We start from the raw sequence: 16,029 nt of genomic DNA, 5'->3' as shown, positions 1-16,029 counted from the left end.
TGCGGCTACCGTAGGACAGGTGAGCGAACTGTTGAGCATGCTAGTGCCTTTGGAAACGCTACCGGGCTGGCCGCAGGCCCCGCAGCCCAGCCCGTTGCACGAGCTGGCACTGCTGATCGGCCTACCCGCGTTGGCGATGCTGATCATCACCTTGATCGGCAAGGCGCCGTCGCTGATCCGGGCCAGCCGTGGTGGCGGGTTCCAGGTCACCGAGCCGCTGTGGCTGGGCAGCACCGCCGAGCTGGCGGCCACGGCTCCCGCCCAGGCGGCGCTCCCGGTGGGAAGCTCCGACACCGCGACCGGTGCTGTCGCCACCGTCTCCGAAGTGGGTGGCGCAAGTGCCCGCTGGTGACTCCTTCAGCCCTGGCGAGATCGAGCGGCTGAAGCGGGCCATCCGCAACGCCGAGAACAGCTCCCAGCTCAGCTTCTCGCTCTTCGTCGGCGTCTCCGAAGAGGATTCCCGGGCGTACGCCACCCGGTTGCACAGCGCGCTGGACGATCCGGCCCGGTCGGTGCTGGTGTTGTGCGACCCCGGGTTCAAGGCCCTGGAGATCATCACCGGCTCCGAGGCCCGGCGCACCCTGGACGACGTCGAGTGCGGACTGGCCGCGGCCACCATGCAGACCTCCTTCATCGGCGGCGATATCGTCGGTGGCCTGGTGACCGGCATCCAGCAGCTGGGCGAGGCCGCCCGCGCACCGAAGACCCTGCACACCAGCTCCTAGGCCCCTGGTGCAGTTCCGGCCGGTGGACCGCGGGGAGGACGCCTTCCAGCGACCGCTGACCGCAGCTGAGGTGACGCGGATCTGCTCCGAGGCCTTCGGTGCCGGCTGTCAGGTGCTGCGCTGCGAGGAGCTCGACGGCGGGCGCTACAACACGACGTACCGGCTGCACCTCGCTGGCGCGGGTGCTGCGGTGCTGCGGGTGGCGCCCGAACCCCGACGGCAGTTCAGCTCCGAACGCGAGCTGATGCGCAACGAGTACGCCAGCCTGCCGTTCCTGGCTCCGGTGGCCGAGCTGCTGCCGCGGGTGCTGGCCGCCGACTTCACCCATCGGATCGTCGGCCGTGACTATCTGGTGCAGTCGCATCTGCCCGGGGTGCAGGCGGCCCCGTTCCTGAAGGCCCACCCCGACCTGCGGCCCTACTTCTGGCACCAGATCGGTGAGCTGCTGGCGCGGATCCACGCCGTCCGGCGCTCGGTGTTCGGCCGGGTCGCCGGTCCGACGGTGGACTCCTGGGCCGGATGGGTGGTGAAGCTACTGACCAGTACCGCTGCCGATCTCAACCGCGCGGGCCTGGCCGCCGCCGACCTCGAGGCCGGAGTCCGCTTGGCCGGGCAGCTGCGACCCGAGCTGGACGCGATCACCGAAGCACGGCTGCTGCACGGCGACCTCAGCCCGGTGAACGCCATGGTCGACGCCGCCGGCACCGTGGTCGGCCTCTTCGACTGTGACCGGACAGCCTGGGGCGACCCGCAGGCGGACTGGACCATGTTCGTCCTCGACCGGCTGCCGCCGACCGAGCTGGCCGCATTCTGGTCCGGCTACGGCACCCGGCCCGACGACTCGGAGCCGGCCCGGGCGCGGGCGCTGCTCTATCGGGTCGCGCTGATGGGCGGCATCCGGCTGGAACACCACCGGCTCGGCCGGGCCGAAGCCGTGGCCGCCAGCTATCCGGTGGTCGCCGACCTGATCGACCGGCTCAGCCGGCGGTGAAGCTCCACGGGTCGGTGTTGAGCTCGCTGACCAGTGACTCCACCACCACGCCGGCTGCGGCCAACCGGTCGTCCACCAGTCGCTGGACCACCGGCAGCCAGCGCCATTCCGCGGCCCAGTGGGCCACGTCGACCAGCGCCGGGGCGGCGTCGGCTTCGCGTGCCTCGCTGGCCGGGTGGTGCCGCAGGTCCGAGGTGACGTACACATCGGCACCGCTGTCGCGCGCCAGGTCGAGCAGGTCGTCGCCGGCGCCGGCCTGCACCGCCACTGTCGTCACCACCCGCTCCGGGTCGCCGGCCACCCGGACCCCCGCCGCCGTGGCCGGCAGCGCGGCCGCGACCCGGTGGGCGAACTCGCGCAGACTGATCGGCTCGGCCAGTCGGCCCACCCGCCCGAGTCCGGTGTCCGTGCTCGCCGTGGGCGCCTGCTCGAACAGGTCCCAGGCCGGGGTCTCGTACGGGTGCGCCTGCCGCAGCGCCGCCAGCACCGCCGCGCGCCGGGACCGGGGGAGGACCATCTCCAGCCGGCTCTCCGCCACCTCCGCGATCTCCCCGACGTCGCCGAGGAACGGGCGGGCACCCGGCAGGGGCCGGAAGGTGCCGGTGCCGGAGCTGGTGAAGGAGCACCGGTCGTAGTCGCCGACAGCGCCGGCCCCGGCCTCAGCGAGGGCGTCCATCAGCGCGGGCAGGTGCTCGGCCGGGACGAAGGTGACGAGCTTGTCCAGCTCCGGCGCGACCCCCGGGCGAAGCGGCCGGGAGGTGGTCAGACCGATCGCCCGAGCCAACGCATCGACCACTCCACCGGGCGGGATGTCGGCGTTGGTGTGGGCCACGACGAGACCGATCCGGTTCCGGATCAGCTCGGTCAGCACCCGGCCCTTCGGCGAGTCGGCGTCCACGGCGTGCACCCCGCGCAGGAGCAGCGGGTGATGGGTGACGATCAGATCGGCGCCGACCTGGCTGGCCTGCTCGACCACGGCCGCGGTGCAGTCGACCGCGTAGAGGATCTTGCTCACCCGGTCCGCCCGACTGCCGACCACCAGGCCCACCCGGTCCCACGACTCCGCTGTGGCCGGCGGGTAGAGATCGTCGAGGATCGCCGCGACCTGGGCGAGCCGCAGGCTCATGCCGTGCTCGCCCGGCTGGCCTGCTGGCAGCGCAGTGCCCGAGCCGCGTCGTCGCGCCGCTCGCCCACCAGGCGACGTACGCCCTCGGTCAGCGAGGCCGTGGCCAGCCACGGGTCGACCGCGTCCAGCACGGCTTGAGCATCGGCCAGCTGCGGGAACATCATCACCAGCACGTTGTCCCGCAGCGCGGTGCCCTTCGTGGCCCACACACCGCGGGCTGCCGAGATGTCCTCGGCCGCTGCCAGATACCGGCTGACGTAGTCGCGCAACAGCTCGTCTTGGCCGTGCTGCCAGAACGCGCCGCAGATCTGCCGCTGGGTGCCGTTCGGGATGTCGTTCTCGGTCACCGCTTGCCGCCAGGCGGTCTCTTTGGCCGCCGGGTCCGGCCGGGCGGCCCGGGCGGCCGCCGCATGCTCCGCGCCGGCGATGGTCTGGTCACGCTGCTGCTCCGTCGCGATCGTCGCCTCGTCGACAGCGCCCAGGGCCGCCAACGCCGAGAGCACCAGCCAGCGCAGGTCGGTGTCAACCACCAGTCCGTCCGGTACGGCGCTGCCGTCCAACCACCCCTGCAGCCGCCGGATGCCGGCGTCGCTGGTCACGGCCAGCGGGTACGCCTTGGCGAACGCCACCTGGTGGTCCGAGCCGGGCTCGGCCGCGACCAGCAGCCGCTCCAGACCCTGCTCCCAGCGCAGCAGCACCTCGTCCCGGCGCTCGGGGTGGGTGTAGCTGGTGGCGGCGGTCAGGCCCTGCCGCAGCACCGCGCCGACGGCGGTCAGATCGGACTCGATGGCGACGCCGCGCAGGGCCAGGTCGACGTATCCGGGCGCCGGGCTCTCGGCGTCGCGGACCATGTCCCAGGCCGCACCCCAGCAGACCGCCCTGGCCAGCGGGTTGTCGATCGCGTTGATGTGGGCGACGACGGTTGCCAGCGAGCGGGGGTCCAGCCGGACCTTGGCGTAGGTCAGGTCATCGTCGTTGACCAGGATCAGGTCGGGCTGTGCCACGCCGACCAGGTCCGGCACGGCGGTGGACTCGCCGGCCACGTCGATCTCGACCCGATGGACCCGCTGGAGGGTGCCGTCGGTGAGCGCGTACAGGCCGACCGCCAGTCGGTGGCTGCGCAGTGTCGGCCACTGCTCGGGTGCGGTCTGCTCCACGGCGAAGGAGGTGAAGGTGTTGTCCGCGTCGGTCTCGAACACCGCCTTGAGGGTGTTCACGCCGGCCTTCTCCAGCCACTGCGCGGACCAGCCGGACAGGTCCCGACCGGACGACTGCTCCAGGGCGGCCAGCAGGTCAGCGAGCGTGGTGTTGGCGAAGGCGTGGTCGGCGAAATAGCTGCGGGCCCCGGCCAGGAAGGCGTCGCGGCCGACGTAGGCCACCAGCTGCCGCAGCACCGAGGCGCCCTTGGCGTAGGTGATGCCGTCGAAGTTGAGCTCCACCGCCTCCAGGTCGACCATGTCGGCGGCGATCGGGTGGGTACTGGGCAGCTGGTCCTGCCGGTAGGCCCAGGTCTTGCGGGCGTTGCAGAAGGTCGCCCAGGCGTGAGCCGGGTCTTCGTCCAGCTGGCTCTGGGCGAAGTGTGACGACCATTCGGCGAACGACTCCTTCAGCCACAGGTCGTCCCACCACTTCATCGTCACCAGATCGCCGAACCACATGTGCGCCAGCTCGTGCAGGATCGTGTTGTCCCGGCTGTCGTAGCTGGAGGCGGTGACGCGGCTGCGGAAGATGTACTCGTCGCGCAAGGTCACCAGGCCGATGTTCTCCATCGCGCCCATGTTGTATTCCGGCACGAACGCCTGGTCGTACTTCCCGAACGGGTAGCCGTAGCCGAAGTGCTCCTCGAAGACGTCGAAGCCGCCCTTGGTGGTGGCGAAGATCCGGTCGGCGTCCAGGTGCTCGCGCAGCGAGGCCCGGCACAGGATCGACATCGGCACGGCGCCGTTGACCCCGGCGTAGTCCTCGGTGCGGACGGTGACGTAGTCGCCGGCCACCAGGCCGGTGAGGTAGGTCGAGATCGGCAGCGTCTCGGAGAAGTCCCACCGCCCGAGCCCGTCGCCGGCGCCGGAGGTCTGCGCCGTGGCGCCGTTGGAGACGACGGTCCACTGCGCCGGCGCGATCACCGAGATGGTGAACCGTGCCTTCAGGTCCGGCTGCTCGAAGCAGGCGTACACCCGGCGGGCGTCGGAGGCCTCGAACTGGGTGTAGAGGTACGTCCGGTCGTCGGCCGGGTCGACGAAGCGGTGCAGACCGGCCCCGCTGCGGCTGTAGCGGAAGCGTCCGGTGACGGTGAGCTCGTGCCGGCCGGCACTGACCTCCAGCGGCAGCCGGGAGTCGGCGAACGAGGCGGGGTCCAGGGCCGTACCGTCCAGCGACGCCGACTCGACCGCGTCCGCGATCAGGTCCAGGTGCAGGCTGCCATCGGCCGCGGCGTCGAACGTCACGGTCGAGGTCGAGCGGAAGGTGGTGGTCGGGTCGTCCAGATCGGCACCGGAGAGGTCGACCAGCACCCGGTAGGTGTCGGTGCGAATCAGACGGGAGCGGGCCTGGGCCTCGTCGCGGCGGAGGTTGTCGGGGAACATGAGGTCGATCTTTCCACGCCCGGACCCCGCCGCACGGTCTGGCTCTCGTACGCTGGGGAGCATGGCGAAATCGGCCGGCAAGAGCGGCAAGAGGTCCGACCAGGCGAAGTTGAGCCCGAAGAAGTCAAAGCGGCTGAAGAAGGAGAAGAAGGCGACGGCGTCGCCGGCTGCGCCCGAGCCGACGGTGGTGGACTTCTGGTTCGACCCGCTCTGCCCGTGGGCCTGGCTGACGTCGCGGTGGATGCTCGAAGTGGAGAAGGTCCGCCCGGTCCGGACCGTCTTCCACGTGATGAGCCTGTCGGTGCTGAACGCCGACCGCGGCAGCGGTGCGGAGCACCAGCGCCGGATCGAGCGTGGCTGGGCTCCCGTCCGGGTGGCCCTGTCAGTGGAGCGGGACTACGGCTCCGAGCAGCTGGCTGCGTTCTACACCGCCATCGGCACCCGACTGCACGTACGCAAGGAAGAGCTGTCCCGCGAGCTGCTGGAAGGTGCCTTGGCCGATGTCGGGCTGCCCGCCGAGCTGGCTGAGGCCGGTGACGTCGCCGACCACGACGAGGAGCTGCACGCCTCACACCATGCCGGCATGGATCCGGTCGGGATGGACGTCGGCACCCCGGTCCTGCACGTCGGCGGGATCGCGTTCTTCGGTCCGGTGATGTCCCCCCGGCCCAGCGGCGAGGAGGCCGGGCGGGTGTTCGACGGGATGGTGGCGCTGGCGTCCTATCCCGGGTTCTTCGAGCTCAAGCGGACCCGGACCGTCGGCCCGCTGATGGACGGCCTCCCCGGCTGAGACCTCCCGAACCTGCTCAGACCGGGCGGACCCGTCGAACGCTGGCGGTGAGGAACTCCTGCCACGGCTCGACGCCGTCGGTCAGGGCTCCGGACGTGCCGGCCCGCTCGAGCACAGCCGAGACCGCCCGGCGGGTCGGGGCGTCCCAGTCGCCGCTGGTCGGCACCGCCACGTCCCACAGATGCGTACAGATGGCCTGGACCGCCTGGACCTGCACCGCCGACCGGGGGCTGAAGGTGGACAGCTCGGCCCCGGAGCGACCGTTGTCCACGTGGAGGTGGTTGGCGTGGTCGGCGTCGTAGAGATAGGTCAGCACGTAGGCGAAGTGCCGGTGCAGGCTCGCGGCCAGGGCCCAGTAGCTGCGTTGCGCCTGCCGTAGCGCGACGCCACCGCTCGGCCACTGGTCGAAGCGGCAGGAGACGAAGCTCCCGTCGGCCAGTCGAAGCCGGGCCAGGTCGAAGGCCCGCCCGGCGTGGTGCCAGGAGTCGCAGCGCGAGCCGCCGTCGATCCAGCTCCCGTACGTCCACAGCTCGTCCACCTCGGCGGCGGTCTCGGCGCTGTAGTCGACCAGCCAGCGCTCCAGCTGCCCGCGGAAGCCGGGCTCGAAGAAGAACCGGTTCCGTCGCCGGCTCACCTCATAGACCAGCGGGCGGCCGGCCAGGTCGGCGTGACGCTCCAGGGTGTTCCGGGCCACGCAGTACGCCCGCCGCACCGGAGCCGGGTCGTCGGCGCCACCGGTGCAGCCGGCGAGCCCGAGGGCGAGCGCACCGGCCCCGCCGAGCAGCAGCCGCCGGCTGAACCGCCGGTCGTGCGTGGGGCTCGGGTCCGGCATGGCGATCAGGCTAGCCGCGGCGGCCAACCGCGACGCCGATCGCCGCCCCCGGGGACCGGCAGGTCGCGTTCCCGGGCGGCGGCTGGGATAGTGCTGCTATGCGCGTACACATCGGGAGCGACCACGCCGGCTTCGAGCTGAAGAACCACATCGTCGGTGCCCTGGGCGCCGATGGCCACGAGGTCGTCGACCACGGCCCCGAGCTGTTCGACGCCGAGGACGACTATCCGGTGTTCTGCATCCCGGCGGCCGAGGCTGTCGTCGCCGACCCCGGATCGCTCGGCATCGTCATCGGTGGCTCCGGCAACGGCGAGCAGATCGCGGCGAACAAGGTCGTCGGGGTGCGGGCCGCGCTCGCCTATGACGACAGCACCGCCACCTTGGCCCGGCAGCACAACGACGCCAATGTGATCTCGATCGGGGCGCGGATGCACACCGACGACGAAGCGATGGCCCTGATCCGGCTGTTCCTGAGCACCCCGTTCAGTGGCGAGCCGCGGCACGCGCGCAGGATCGCGCTGCTGGCCGACTACGAGTCGGGGCGCGCCACCTCGTAGGGCTCTGTGATGGTCAGCGCCCGGGGCGCCGGCCGTCGACGCGCGCGAGCAATGACGCCAAGACGCTCTCGGCCAGGGCTTCCTCCCGGGGCCCAGGCCTGGACACGTCGCGGGCCCGGAGCGCCCGGTCGTGGGTCACCAGCCCGGAGACGCCATCGCGACCGAAGTCACGAGGCCAGAGGTCGCGTGACTCGGGTGCTGCACCTGTCATAGTGGACAGCCTATGCCGAACGACCGCTGCTGCCATGCCTGAGGGACACACCCTCCACCGACTGGCCCTCGACCTGGGCCAGGCCTTCGCCGGACGCACGGTGCGGGTGAGCAGTCCACAGGGACGGTTCGCCGAGTCCGCGGCCTCGCTCGACGGCACCGGGCTGCTCGCCACCAGCGCGCACGGCAAGCACCTGTTCCTCACCTTCGCCGACGACCGCTGGCTGCACATCCATCTCGGGTTGATCGGCAAGTTCAGCCTCGGGCCGCTGGAACCAACCCGGGGCGAGGTCCGGTTGCGGATCGCGGACCCGGCCGGCGCCCCACCGGTCGCGGCGGATCTCCGCGGCCCGCAGCTGTGCGTGATCCGTACCGCCGACGAGGTCGCCGCACAGCTGGCCAAGCTCGGCCCCGACCCGTTGCGGGCCGACGCCGACCCCGAGCTCGGCTGGTTGCGGATCCGTCGCTCCGGGCGCCCGATCGGCGCGCTGCTGATGGACCAGACGGTGCTCAGCGGCGTCGGCAACGTCTACCGCGCCGAGGTGCTCTTCCGGAACCGGATCGACCCGCACCGCTCCGGCAACCGGCTGCAGCGGCGCAGCTGGGACGCCATCTGGGCCGACCTGATCGCGCTGATGCCACAGGGGGTGCTGGACAACCGCATCGACACGGTCCGTCCGGAGCACACCCCGGAGGCGATGGGCCGCCCCCCTCGGGTCGACGACCACGGGGGAGAGGTGTACGTCTACCGCCGCCACGGCCAGGCCTGCCTGGTGTGCGGCTCCCGGATCCGGACCGAGGTGCTGGCCGGGCGCAACCTGTTCTGGTGTGGAAAATGCCAACGCCGGGGCTGAGCTTCGGTGCCGGTCCGGGCACCGTCGAGCTCGACGCGGCGGGGCGGGTCGTCGCCGTCAGCCACCGGGCGCGGCCCACGGCCAACCGGCTGACCGACGTGGGTCTGGGCCGGGTGGTGATCGGCGGCACCGCGGTCGACCTGAGCGCCGCGCGGCTGGTCGTCGACGAGGACGAGGTCGAGGTCGTCCACACCGTCGGATCGCGGCTGTCGCTGACCCTGCGGCACACCTTCGCGGCGGGCTGGGGGATGCGTCTGGCGGTGTCCAACCTGACGGACGAGCCGATCCGCCTGGACAGTCTTCAGATCTGCGTCCGGCCGGGACCGGACACCGTGGCCTGGTCGCTCGCCGCCGGCGCCGAGGCGGCGTACGCCCTGCACCCGGCGACCGGGCATGCGCCGATGCTGGCGGGGTCGCTGCAGTTGGGAGCGGTGACGTCGGTGTCGGGAGCCGGGCTCGAGCTCGCCCCGGTGGAGCTGCCCGGCTCGGGCCGGTACGTGCTGCAGTGGCACTGGGACTGGTACGCCACCCCGTACGAGTTCAGCCGGACCAGGCACCTGGCGCTGCCCGAGACGCTGTTCCTCGCCGTCGGTGAGGTGGCCGAGATCCGACGCGACGACGATGCCGCTGTGGTGGTGCCGAGCGCGGTCGAGGTGACCCAGACCGCCGGCCAGCTGGAGCTCACCAGCGCCCGGCCCGGCCGCTACCTCCTCGAGCGGCGCTCCGCGCGCGGCACCGTGCAGGTCGACCTCAGCTGGGTCTCGCCGGTCGAGGAGCTTCTCGCGCGGCGGGCGGCGCAGGCGCTGCAGCACCGGCGCACCCCGGCCGGGGTGGTGCGGCTGACCGGGGTGGCCGAGGCGCTGCTGGTGCAGCATGCGCTGGTGCAGTCGGGTGCAGCCGACCCCGAGGACACCGCCGACGCAGTCGAGCTGTTCAGCTCCACCCTGCTGTCTGACGACCACCCGCAGGTCCTGTCACCGCTGCACGCGATCTTCCTGGCCGGGGAGGCGAACCGCACCGGCGACCCCGATCTGCTGGACGCCGCGGCCGATGTGGTGCTCACAGCTCGCACACCGGTGGCCGGCCTCGGGCTGGCCGCGGCCCAGGTCTGCCTGGCCCTGATGCTGGCCGGTCGCCCCACCGACGCGGTGCTCGAGCGGCTGGTCGGCCTGACCACCGCCCTCGCCGAGCAGCCGCCAGCGGCGGTGGAGGACCAGCTCAACGAGTTGGAGCTGCTCGCGGTCAGCGGCTCGCATCTGGGCAGCCGGGCGGTCTTGCTGGATCGGGTCGAGCTGCTCGGTCGTCACCTCGGTGCCGGGCTGCGGGGCGGGGCTGTCTTCCCATTGCCGGTGGCGACGGCCGCCCGGCTGACCACCGTGCTCCGCCTGGTCCCGGACGCGGCCGGGAGCGCGTTGGCGCCCAGCTGGGGCTGCTCGGCGCAGGCCCTGGCCGCCCGCTCGGTGCCGGAGGTGGTCGCCCGACTGGACCCCGAGCCGACCGGGGTCGGGCACGTCTGGCTGATGGCAGGTCTGCAACCGCGCTGATAGGCCCGAGTCGAGGTCATCTGCCATTGTGGACGGATGAGTATCGCAGTGATCGACGAGCCCGCGGGGCGCTCATCAACCACGGCGCCGGACCGCGGCAGCCGGCCACGGTGGCCCAAGCTGCCCAGCCTGGTGTCGCGGCTGTTCTTCGCCGCTGCCGCGCTGCTGGTGCTGCAGGCCCTGTTCCCCTCCGTGGCGCTCGTCGGCTGGCTGATCGATGCCTACTCCACGCTCTTCATCCCGATCGACAGCAGCACCGTCGCCTTCGCGGTGTTCGCGGCCATCCTCGGCGGCGCCCTGGCCCGCCGCAAACGGGTCGGCTGGGCGGTGACCGTGGTGATCCTGAGCATCTCCGTGGTGGTGGACCTGCTGCTGGTCGGGGCGCTGCTGATCACTGTCGTCCGCGATGGCAATGTCGACCTCGCGCTCGCCGCGACCGTCGCCCGGTTCGCGATCAACCTGGCCAGCCTCGGATCGGTGTTGGCCTGTCTGATCCACTACCGCGCCGAGTTCACCGCGCTGCGCCAGCCCGGCTCGTTGCGCAAGGCGCTGGTGATCCTGCTGGTGGGTGGGGCGATCACCACCGCCATCGGCACGCTGCTGCTGACCCTGGTGCCCGGGGCGTTCGGCGGGCCGCGGGGGCGGGTCGTCTGGGTGCTGCGTCGGATGGCCGGTCAGGAGTTCGTGGCCGGCCTGTCGACCGACACGCCGCCGAGCTGGGTGAGCACCTTCATCGGCGTGCTGGCCGGGCTGACCCTGGTCGCCGCCCTGGTGGCGGTGATGCGATCGTCACGGCGCGCCGCGCTGATGAGCCCCGAGGACGAGCCACGGGTCCGGGCGTTGGTCGCCCGCTCGGAGGAGGACTCGCTCGCCTACTTCGCCACCCGGCGCGACAAGTCGGTGGTGTTCGCCGCCAACGGGCAGTCCGCCATCACCTACCGGGTGGAGCTCGGCGTCTGCCTGGCCAGCAGCGACCCGATCGGCGAACCCGACCACTGGCCAGGTGCCATCGCCGCCTGGCAGGACGTGGTCGCGACGTACGGCTGGACCGCGGCGGTGCTCGGCGCCAGCGAGGAGGGTGCGACGGCGTACGCCCGGGCTGGGATGCATGTCATCCGGCTGGGCGACGAGGCCATCCTCGAGACCCGCGACTTCCAGCTGACCGGCCGGGAGATGCGGCCGGTCAGGCAGGCGGTGCAGCGGCTGGAGAGGATGGGCTATCGGACCCGGGTCCGCCGCCACCGCGACATCGGTGCCGAGGAGATGGCTGCCCTGGTCAAGCGAATCGATGACTGGCGCGACACCGAGACCGAGCGCGGGTTCTCGATGGCGCTCGGACGGCTTGGCGACCCGGCCGACGGTGACTGTCTGATGGTGGAGGCGATCTTCCCGCTCGGCCACGCCGACGCCGCCGACTCCGCCGACGCCGCCGGCGCGGTGGCCGGGATCTTGTCGTTCGTGCCGTGGGGTCACGACGGGTTCTCCCTGGACGTGATGCGGCGCCACCCTCGCGCCGAGAACGGCGTCACCGAGCTGATGGTCACGGGTCTGATGGCGTCCGGTCGTGAGATCGGCATCCGCCGGGTCTCGCTCAACTTCGCCGTGTTCCGGTCCGCCTTCGAGGAGGGTGCCCGGATCGGTGCCGGGCCGGTGCTGCGGCTGTGGCGGCGGTTGCTGCTGGTGGCGTCGCGTTGGTGGCAGATGGAGTCGCTGTTCCGCTCCAACGTGAAATACCGGCCTGACTGGAAGCCGCGCTTCCTCTGTTTCGAGGAGACCCGCGACATCGCCCTGGTCGGCGCCGCGTCCGGGATCGCCGAAGGCCTCATCGACCTGCCCGGGTTCTTGCGGCCGCGGACCCGCGACGCCGCCGCCCAGCCCGTCAGCACCGGCCCCGCCGGCACCTCCGCCGTGCCGGCGCTGCCGGCGGCGGAACCCATGGCCCCACGGCGACAGCATCGGGTGCCGGAGCAGATCAGTCAGCGGCTGGCGATCCGCCAGTCGATGCTGGACGCCGGGGACGAACCGTACCCGGCGTCGTTCAGCCCCACCCGCCGGTGCAGCGAGCTGCGCCTCGGGATGGCGGCCACGGTCGCCGGCCGGGTGCTGGCCATCCGTGACCACGGCGGGGTGATCTTCGTCCAGATCGGCGACTGGAGCGGACGGGTCCAGCTGATGCTGACCCGCTCGAGGATCGGTGCCGCGGCGATGGACTCCTTCCGCAGGCTGGTCGACCTGGGCGACCACATCGGCGCAACCGGCACCATGGTGCTGTCTAGGCGCGGCGAGCTGTCGCTGGAGCTCACCCGGTGGGTGATGACGGCCAAGTCGCTGCGCCCGCTGCCCGACAAGCACCGGGGCATCACCGACCCCGAGACCCGGGTTCGGCAGCGATACCTCGACCTGGCTGTCAACCCGGCGGCTCGGCGCCAGCTCGCCACCCGCTCGGCCATCATCCGGGCGGTCCGCACCGAGCTGGAAGCCCGCGGCTTCCTCGAGGTCGAGACACCGATCCTGCAGACCGTGCACGGCGGTGCCAACGCCCGCCCGTTCCGTACCCACATCAACGCCTACGATCTGCCGCTCTATCTGCGGATCGCCCCCGAGCTGTTCCTCAAGCGGCTGATGGTCGGCGGGGTGGACCGCGTGTTCGAGATCGGCCGCAACTTCCGCAACGAGGGCGCCGACGCGACCCACAATCCCGAGTTCACCATGCTGGAGGCCTACCAGGCGTACGGCGACTACACCACCATGCGCGGCGTCGCCCACGACCTCATCCTGTCGGCCTGCCGTGCCGCCACCGGGACGACGCTGGTCCGTGGCACCGACACGTCCGGCAGCTGGCACGACGTGGATCTCGGCGAGCGGTGGCCGGTGATCACGGTCAACGACGCCATCAGCGCGGCGGTGGGGGAGCCGGTCACCGCCGACACCAGCCGGGACGAGCTGGTCGCGCTGGCCGGCCGCGTCCGGGTGCCGGTCGACGGCACCTGGGGCCGCGGCGCGGTGCTGCTGGAGCTCTACGAGCACCTGGTGGAGCACGTCACCGTACGTCCGACCTTCTACACCGACTTCCCGGCTGAGGTGTCGCCGCTGACCCGGGCCCACCGTGTCGACGAACGGCTCGCCGAGCGCTGGGACCTGGTCGCCTTCGGGGCGGAGATCGGGACCGCGTACTCCGAGCTGGTCGACCCGGTGGTGCAGCGAGCCCGACTGACGGCGCAGTCGCTGCAGGCGGCGGGCGGCGACCCGGAGGCGATGGAGCTGGACGAGGACTTCCTGGTCGCCCTGGAACACGCCATGCCTCCCACCGGCGGGCTGGGAATGGGGATGGACCGGCTGGTGATGATGCTGACCAACACCTCGATCCGCGAGACGATCGCCTTCCCGCTGGTGCGCCCGCGGGGCCGGCGGTGACCACGCCGCGGCCGGCCACCCGGTCGCGGCCGCGGACGGGTCGGATCTGGGCGGTGCTCAGCGTGGTGGTGCTGCTGACCTACAACACCTGGTTGCTGCAGCAGCCGATGAACGGCAACGACCTGATCTTCAACGGCTATCTGTCCGAGCTGTCCGCCTCCGACCAGCCCTACAGCCTCTTCTTCCGTGCCGGGGACCTGATCACTGCGGTGATCATCTCGGCGCTGGGCGTCCGCGCGCTGCGCCGGTGGCCGCGCCGACACGCGCAGCGTCCCCGATGGTGGATCGTGACCGCCGCGGCGCTGATCTTGTTCGGGCTGTCCACCTTCTTCGACGCGTTCTTCGCGATGGACTGCTCGCCGACGCTGAGCGCGGCCTGCCGGCGGGCGGAGGAGGCCGGCACGCTCTCCGGTGTGCATTACGCCCACACGTTCACCAGCGTCGGTGCGCAGCTCGGCATCGTGGGCTCCATGGTCGCCGGCTACGTGGCCCTGGTCAGGTCGGGCTCTGGCGGGCGGATCCGCTGGTGGCTGCTGTTCGGCTGCGTCGTCGAGGTGACAGCCTTGACCACCATGCTGATCATGCTCGCCGCCGGGCTGCCGGGACTCGGCTATCCGCAGGCGGTGATGGTCGTGGTGGCGTCACTGTGGTTCGCCGTTGTCGGCTTCGGATTGTTGGAGGGAGCGGGCGATGACAGCTGATGGGTCGGTCCCGGGCAGCGTGGTCGAGCTCGGCGGGCGGTTGGTGCACGTGGTGGAGCAGGACGGCGCCTCGCCGCCGGTGGTGCTGCTGGGCGGGTGTGGAGTGCCGTACTACGCCTGGGAGCGGGTGGTCCAGCTGCTGCCCGACCTGGCTGTCGTGCGACTCGACCGACCAGGGCTCGCCGGGACGGTCTGGCCGGGGGTGCTCCCTCGGCTGGATGCGGAGGTGGACACCCTGGCCGCGCTGGCCCGACGGCTCGCGTCACCGGTCCTGCTGGTGGCGCACTCGATGGCCGGGCCGCACGCCGAGGCCCTCGCCCGCCGGCACCCCGAGCTGGTCGCCGGGCTGCTGCTGGTCGACGCCTCGGTGGAGGACGCGCCGGTCGCGTCGCCGGCCCAGGAGGCCGCCTGGCTGGCCGTCGCCCAGGCGGTGTACGCCGCCATGCGGCGACCGCTGCTGCGCCCTGCCGCATCGCTCGTCGACCGGCTTCTGGTGGCCGCCCAGAGCGAGCGACGGCAGTGGTGGCACCCCAGGTCGGAGGTGACGCGCACTGTCTTCCGTGACCCGGAGGCGAGCGCCGCGGTGGTCGCCGAGCAGGCCGCGTACGCGCGTCAGCTGGCGGATCTCGCCCGGCTCCGGGATCGCCTGCCCCTGCCGCCCCTGCCGGTGGTCGTGCTGACCGCGGTCGGCGACGGGGACGGGAGCTGGGTCCACCGACAGCGACGACTCGCCGCGCTGCTGGGTGGTTGGCAGGTGGTCGTGGAAGACTCCCGCCATCTGATCATGATGGACCGGCCCGATCTCGTCGCCGACGCGATCCGGTCGCTCTGGAGCAGGAGCACGTGATGACCCGCACCTTTGAGCCGACCGCCGCGCCGCTGGCGGGTGCGCTGCTGATGGCCGAGCTCTGGTACACCTCGGTGCCCGACCTGGCCGACCCGGCGTTACTGGACGCCGTGCGGACGGTCTCGGCCGAGGCGGAGCTGCAGGCGGATTCCCTGGTGGTGCCGCACCCCGACGTGCAGGTCGAGCTGGAGGAGGGCCCGCTGCCGTTGCTCACCACCGTGTTCGCCGGGTCACCGCTCGGCGGCGAGAAGACCCTGCCCGACGTGTCCCAGACCTGGGACTGGGAAGGGGCCGAGCAGGCACTCGCCGGCTGCACCGGCAGCATTCTGGTGAGCGAGATGCTGGCCAGCCTGTTCAGCCCGCAGGAGCGGGTGGCCGCGTTCCACGCGGTGCTCGCGGCGCTCATCGCCGCCACCGGGCCGGCGGCTCTGAGCTGGCCCAACAGCCAGAAGGTCAGTGACCCGGCGGCGTTCAGCCCGGACGGCCTGGACGGCGTGGTCAACGTTCGGTTGTTCACGGTGGCCAAGGACCCGGGGGCGATGGTGATGGACACCCTCGGGCTGCACGTCTTCGAGCTGCCCGACGTCCAGTGCCACTTCAAAGACGTCTCGCCCGGCGAGGTGGCGACGATGCTGTTCAACACCGCCGTCTATCTCTTCACCTCCGGCGACGTGATCGACGACGGGCACACCATCTCCGGCCTGCGCGGGGACGAGCGCTATGTCTGCCAGCACGAGGACGCGCTGGTGGCCCCGGCCCGGATGGTGCTCGACGTGGACCTGGGCGAGTTGCATGCGGCCGGGGAGCGGGACCGGCCAGGTTCCGCACCGGCGGGGCCTTCGCCGGTCTGAGCACG

The 16,029-nt window shown here is 71.9% G+C and carries 15 protein-coding genes; 11 read left to right on the top strand and 4 right to left on the bottom strand.

The window, feature by feature from the left end; genetic code table 11:
• Positions 1-19 precede the first annotated feature (19 nt).
• Genes AC1XX3_RS01060 through AC1XX3_RS01050 form a run of 3 tightly spaced genes read left to right on the top strand, consistent with a single transcriptional unit; the run spans position 20 to position 1,716 of the window.
• On the top strand, positions 20-352 hold the full coding sequence (locus tag AC1XX3_RS01060; RefSeq protein WP_483319222.1) for a hypothetical protein: 333 nt from the start codon (positions 20-22) through the stop codon (positions 350-352).
• On the top strand, positions 339-725 hold the full coding sequence (locus AC1XX3_RS01055) for a TPM domain-containing protein (RefSeq protein WP_483319221.1): 387 nt from the start codon (positions 339-341) through the stop codon (positions 723-725). Before AC1XX3_RS01060 ends, AC1XX3_RS01055 begins: the two co-directional genes overlap by 14 nt.
• 7 nt (positions 726-732) lie before the next feature.
• Positions 733-1,716, top strand: coding sequence for a phosphotransferase family protein (locus AC1XX3_RS01050; RefSeq protein WP_483319220.1), 984 nt, complete (start codon positions 733-735; stop codon positions 1,714-1,716).
• Here AC1XX3_RS01050 and AC1XX3_RS01045 read toward each other — a convergent pair.
• Both AC1XX3_RS01045 and pepN read right to left on the bottom strand, forming a co-directional pair.
• Positions 1,703-2,842, bottom strand: coding sequence for a Nif3-like dinuclear metal center hexameric protein (locus AC1XX3_RS01045; RefSeq protein ID WP_483319219.1), 1,140 nt, complete (start codon positions 2,840-2,842; stop codon positions 1,703-1,705). The genes AC1XX3_RS01050 and AC1XX3_RS01045 overlap by 14 nt on opposite strands.
• Positions 2,839-5,424, bottom strand: coding sequence for an aminopeptidase N (pepN, locus tag AC1XX3_RS01040; protein ID WP_483319218.1), 2,586 nt, complete (start codon positions 5,422-5,424; stop codon positions 2,839-2,841). The genes AC1XX3_RS01045 and pepN overlap by 4 nt, the downstream gene beginning before the upstream one ends.
• A gap of 61 nt (positions 5,425-5,485) precedes the next feature.
• Here pepN and AC1XX3_RS01035 point away from each other — a divergent pair, with 61 nt between their 5' ends.
• Entirely contained in the window at positions 5,486-6,214 is a 729-nt protein-coding gene (locus AC1XX3_RS01035) for a mycothiol-dependent nitroreductase Rv2466c family protein (protein WP_483319217.1), read from the top strand.
• A gap of 16 nt (positions 6,215-6,230) precedes the next feature.
• On the opposite strand, the gene AC1XX3_RS01030 is transcribed toward AC1XX3_RS01035, so the two are convergent.
• A complete protein-coding gene (locus AC1XX3_RS01030; RefSeq protein ID WP_483319216.1) occupies positions 6,231-7,046 on the bottom strand; it encodes an extensin family protein in 816 nt (271 codons plus the stop codon).
• Between the two features lie 98 nt (positions 7,047-7,144).
• Here AC1XX3_RS01030 and AC1XX3_RS01025 point away from each other — a divergent pair, with 98 nt between their 5' ends.
• Positions 7,145-7,603 carry a ribose-5-phosphate isomerase gene (locus AC1XX3_RS01025; RefSeq protein ID WP_483319215.1) on the top strand — a complete coding sequence of 153 codons (459 nt, stop codon included), beginning with the start codon at positions 7,145-7,147 and terminating at the stop codon, positions 7,601-7,603.
• A 13-nt stretch (positions 7,604-7,616) separates the two neighbouring features.
• On the opposite strand, the gene AC1XX3_RS01020 is transcribed toward AC1XX3_RS01025, so the two are convergent.
• Positions 7,617-7,814, bottom strand: coding sequence for a hypothetical protein (locus AC1XX3_RS01020; RefSeq protein ID WP_483319214.1), 198 nt, complete (start codon positions 7,812-7,814; stop codon positions 7,617-7,619).
• A 34-nt stretch (positions 7,815-7,848) separates the two neighbouring features.
• Here AC1XX3_RS01020 and AC1XX3_RS01015 point away from each other — a divergent pair, with 34 nt between their 5' ends.
• From AC1XX3_RS01015 to AC1XX3_RS00990, 6 genes are read left to right on the top strand one after another with little or no spacing between them, the layout of a single operon-like run.
• Positions 7,849-8,667: an Fpg/Nei family DNA glycosylase gene (locus AC1XX3_RS01015; protein WP_483319213.1), complete on the top strand. Its 819-nt coding sequence runs from the start codon at positions 7,849-7,851 to the stop codon at positions 8,665-8,667.
• Positions 8,649-10,211 carry a hypothetical protein gene (locus AC1XX3_RS01010; protein WP_483319212.1) on the top strand — a complete coding sequence of 521 codons (1,563 nt, stop codon included), beginning with the start codon at positions 8,649-8,651 and terminating at the stop codon, positions 10,209-10,211. The genes AC1XX3_RS01015 and AC1XX3_RS01010 overlap by 19 nt, the downstream gene beginning before the upstream one ends.
• Positions 10,212-10,247: 36 nt before the next feature.
• Entirely contained in the window at positions 10,248-13,625 is a 3,378-nt protein-coding gene (lysX, locus tag AC1XX3_RS01005) for a bifunctional lysylphosphatidylglycerol synthetase/lysine--tRNA ligase LysX (RefSeq protein ID WP_483319211.1), read from the top strand.
• Positions 13,622-14,326 carry a DUF998 domain-containing protein gene (locus AC1XX3_RS01000; protein WP_483319210.1) on the top strand — a complete coding sequence of 235 codons (705 nt, stop codon included), beginning with the start codon at positions 13,622-13,624 and terminating at the stop codon, positions 14,324-14,326. Before lysX ends, AC1XX3_RS01000 begins: the two co-directional genes overlap by 4 nt.
• Positions 14,316-15,173: an alpha/beta fold hydrolase gene (locus tag AC1XX3_RS00995; protein WP_483319209.1), complete on the top strand. Its 858-nt coding sequence runs from the start codon at positions 14,316-14,318 to the stop codon at positions 15,171-15,173. The genes AC1XX3_RS01000 and AC1XX3_RS00995 overlap by 11 nt, the downstream gene beginning before the upstream one ends.
• Complete coding sequence (locus AC1XX3_RS00990; RefSeq protein ID WP_483319208.1) at positions 15,173-16,024, top strand: DUF4261 domain-containing protein; 852 nt, start codon at positions 15,173-15,175, stop codon at positions 16,022-16,024. Before AC1XX3_RS00995 ends, AC1XX3_RS00990 begins: the two co-directional genes overlap by 1 nt.
• Positions 16,025-16,029 lie beyond the last annotated feature (5 nt).

It is taken from the genome of Microlunatus sp. M237, from assembly GCF_056896895.1.
The sequence above is the reverse complement of the archived record's forward strand: the minus strand, read 5'-3'. Positions and strand labels throughout refer to the sequence as shown.

What these genes read in the sequence shown, in the direction of transcription:
- AC1XX3_RS01045 (WP_483319219.1), bottom strand. Translation starts at nt 2,842, where the DNA reads ATGAGCCTGCGGCTCGCCCAGGTCGCGGCGATCCTCGACGATCTCTAC.
- pepN (WP_483319218.1), bottom strand. Translation starts at nt 5,424, where the DNA reads ATGTTCCCCGACAACCTCCGCCGCGACGAGGCCCAGGCCCGCTCCCGT.
- AC1XX3_RS01035 (WP_483319217.1), top strand. Translation starts at nt 5,486, where the DNA reads ATGGCGAAATCGGCCGGCAAGAGCGGCAAGAGGTCCGACCAGGCGAAG.
- AC1XX3_RS01030 (WP_483319216.1), bottom strand. Translation starts at nt 7,046, where the DNA reads ATGCCGGACCCGAGCCCCACGCACGACCGGCGGTTCAGCCGGCGGCTG.
- AC1XX3_RS01025 (WP_483319215.1), top strand. Translation starts at nt 7,145, where the DNA reads ATGCGCGTACACATCGGGAGCGACCACGCCGGCTTCGAGCTGAAGAAC.
- AC1XX3_RS01020 (WP_483319214.1), bottom strand. Translation starts at nt 7,814, where the DNA reads ATGACAGGTGCAGCACCCGAGTCACGCGACCTCTGGCCTCGTGACTTC.
- AC1XX3_RS01015 (WP_483319213.1), top strand. Translation starts at nt 7,849, where the DNA reads ATGCCTGAGGGACACACCCTCCACCGACTGGCCCTCGACCTGGGCCAG.
- AC1XX3_RS01010 (WP_483319212.1), top strand. Translation starts at nt 8,649, where the DNA reads ATGCCAACGCCGGGGCTGAGCTTCGGTGCCGGTCCGGGCACCGTCGAG.
- lysX (WP_483319211.1), top strand. Translation starts at nt 10,248, where the DNA reads ATGAGTATCGCAGTGATCGACGAGCCCGCGGGGCGCTCATCAACCACG.
- AC1XX3_RS00995 (WP_483319209.1), top strand. Translation starts at nt 14,316, where the DNA reads ATGACAGCTGATGGGTCGGTCCCGGGCAGCGTGGTCGAGCTCGGCGGG.
- AC1XX3_RS00990 (WP_483319208.1), top strand. Translation starts at nt 15,173, where the DNA reads ATGACCCGCACCTTTGAGCCGACCGCCGCGCCGCTGGCGGGTGCGCTG.